Source organism: Actinosynnema sp. (assembly GCF_052038725.1).
This window is the reverse complement of sequence record NZ_JBQGCX010001351.1, coordinates 1-3,027: the sequence shown is the minus strand read 5'-3', so window position 1 is coordinate 3,027 and position 3,027 is coordinate 1. Positions and strand designations below refer to the sequence as shown.

General features: G+C 72.2%; 2 protein-coding genes. Both read left to right on the top strand.

What is annotated here, in order from left to right; genetic code table 11:
* The first annotated feature begins 163 nt into the window (after positions 1-163).
* Complete coding sequence (locus ACTUAL_RS28535) at positions 164-1,525, top strand: MFS transporter (RefSeq protein WP_232519816.1); 1,362 nt, start codon at positions 164-166, stop codon at positions 1,523-1,525.
* On the top strand, positions 1,522-3,027 hold a 1,506-nt coding region (locus tag ACTUAL_RS28530; protein ID WP_440902404.1), incomplete at its 3' end, for a dihydroxyacetone kinase family protein. The genes ACTUAL_RS28535 and ACTUAL_RS28530, both read left to right, overlap by 4 nt.

Below are 3,027 nucleotides of genomic sequence, written 5' to 3'. Positions count from 1 at the left end.
AACCGGTCAACCGGTTGACTGGTTGACCGGTGCGTGGTGATACTTCACGGCAACACGAAGGCGCCGCCGAGCCGAGGGTCGACGCGGCGGTCGCCGCACCACGAGGGGCAAGTCCTGTCCGCAGGCTTGACAGTGGTGTCAGATGCCCATGCGAGGAGTCACTGTGGACACCAGCACGGCTACCGGGGCCACACCGGCCACCGCAGTCGAGAAGTCAGCGATCCGCAAGGTCGCGATGCGCCTCGTTCCGTTCGTCGCGCTCATGTTCTTCATCAACTACCTGGACCGGACGGCCATCGGCTTCGCCGCGCCGAACGGGATGAACACCGACCTGGCGCTCACCGCGGCCCAGTTCGGCTTCGCCTCAGGCATCTTCTTCCTCGGGTACATCGTGCTGGAAGTGCCCAGCAACATCGCCCTGCACAAGTTCGGCGCCCGCCGCTGGCTGGCCCGCATCATGGTGACCTGGGGCATCGTCGCCGTCCTGTTCACCTGGGTGCAGAACTACACCCAGCTCGCCACCCTGCGCTTCCTGCTGGGCGTCGCCGAGGCCGGCTTCTTCCCCGGCGCCGTGCTCTTCCTGAGCCTGTGGGTCCCGGTGCGCTACCGCACCAAGATCCTCGCGCTGTTCTACCTGGCCCAGCCGCTGACCACGGTCGTCGGCGCCCCGCTCGCGGGCTGGCTGATCCAGCAGCACGACGTCTTCTTCGGCCTCGAGGGCTGGCGCTTCATGTTCCTCGGCGTCGGAGCCCCGGCGATCATCGTGGGCGTCATCGCCTGGTTCTACCTGGCCGACAGCCCCAAGGACGCCAAGTGGCTGACCAAGGAGGAGCAGGACTGGCTGACCACCGCGCTCTCCAAGGAGGACGCGGGCAAGGGCCCCCAGAAGCACCACGGCCTCAAGGCCGCCTTCGGCTCCGGTCGCGTGTGGATGCTCTCGCTGATCTACTTCGGCTTCATCTACGGCCTGTACACCCTGGCGTTCTTCCTGCCGACGATCATCTCCGGCTTCCAGGAGAGCGCGGGCGCCACGTTCGGCCTGATCGAGAAGGGCCTGATCACGGCCATCCCGTACGTCCCGGCCGCGATCGTGCTCTACCTCTGGTCCCGCGACGCCACCAAGCGCGGCGTCAAGACCTGGCACATCTCCATCCCCGCCGTCGTCGGCGCGATCAGCATCCCCCTGGCGCTGTACGCGGGCTCGCCCGCCGCGACCATCGCCGTGATCACCGTGACCGCCTGCGCGATCTTCGCCGCGCTGCCGAACTTCTGGTCGGTCCCGACCCAGTTCCTGTCCGGCGCCGCGGCGGCCGCCGGCGTCGCGCTGATCAACACCGTCGGCAACATCGCGGGCTTCGCCGCCCCGTACATCACCGGCGCGATCCACGACGCCACCGGCGCCTACACCGTCCCGATGTTCGTGGTCGGCGGGTTCATGCTGCTCTCCGCGATCCTGATGGTCGTGCTCGACCGCCGGGGCCGGACCGCCACGACCGCCGCCCCCCTGGAGGAGAAGTCCGCATGACCCGGCTCCGCAACGACCCCGCCGAGTTCGCCGACCAGCTGGTCGACGGCTTCGTGGCCGCCAACGCCACCCGTGTCCGCCGGGTACCCGGTGGGGTCGTTCGGGTCGCCAAGGGCGCGCCCGGCACCGTCGCCATCGTCACCGGTGGCGGTTCCGGGCACTACCCCGCCTTCGGCGGCCTCGTCGGGACCGGCATGGCCCACGGCGCGGCGATGGGGAACGTGTTCGCGTCCCCCTCCGCCCGCCAGGTCCGGTCGGTGGCGAAAGCGGTCGACAACGGCGCGGGAGTGCTGTTCGTCTTCGGCCGCTACGCCGGTGACGTGCTGAACTTCGGCCAGGCCGAGCAGCGCCTCATCGCCGACGGCATCCCCAGCCGCACGGTCCCGGTCACCGACGACGTGTCGGTGGCCGACCGGGAGGACCCCGCCACCCGGCGGGGCCTCGCGGGCGGCCTCGCGGTGATCAAGCTCCCCGCCGCGGCGGCCGAGGCCGGTCTGACCCTGGAGCAGGTCGCCTCGGTCGCCGAGCGCGCCAACGCCAGCACCCGCACCATCGGCGTGGCGTTCAGCGGCTGCACCCTCCCCGGCGCGTCCGAACCGCTGTTCACCGTCCCCGAGGGCCGCATGGCCATCGGCATGGGCGTGCACGGCGAGCCGGGCACCGAGGAGCAGGACGTCCCCAGCGCCGACGAGATGGCCGCCACCCTGGTCCGCAAGGTCCTGGAGCACGCCCCCGTCGCGGGCCCCGCCCGCGCGGCGGTGCTGCTCAACGGCCTGGGCGCGGTCAAGTACGAGGAGCTGTTCGTCGTCTACCGCGAGGTGGCGCGACTGCTCGCCGAGGCCGGGATCGAGCTGGTCGAGCCCGAGGTCGGCGAGTTCTACACGAGCTTCGACATGGCGGGGCTCTCGCTCTCGCTGGTCTGGCTGGACGAGGAGCTGGAGCGCTACTGGCGCGCCCCCGCCGACTCGCCCGGCTACCGCAAGACCCCCTCGCCCGCGGCGAGCGCCGACCCCGTCGCGGGCGAGACGGCCCACATCGACCTGGAGGAGGCCGTCCCGGCCGCCACCGAGGCGTCGAAGGCCGCCGCCAAGCGCGCCGCCGCCGCCATCGAGGCGTCCCGGAGCGCGATCGACCAGGCCGCCGACGAGCGGGGCCGCATCGACGCCATCGCCGGTGACGGCGACCACGGCATCGGGATGCAGCGCGGCATCACCGCCGCCGCTGCCGCCGCCGCCCGCGCCGTCGACGAGGGCGCGGGCCTGGGCACCACGCTCCGCATCGCGGGCGACGAGTGGGCCGACAAGGCAGGCGGCACCTCCGGCGCGCTGTGGGGCGTGGCCCTGTACGCGGCGGGCAGCGCCTTCGGCGACGACGAGCCCGGCGACGCGGCCACGGCCGTCGCCGCCGCCGTCGACGCCATCCTCGGGCTCGGCGGCGCCGAGGTCGGCGACAAGACCATGGTCGACGCCCTGGTGCCCTACCGCACCGCGTTCGCCGACGCC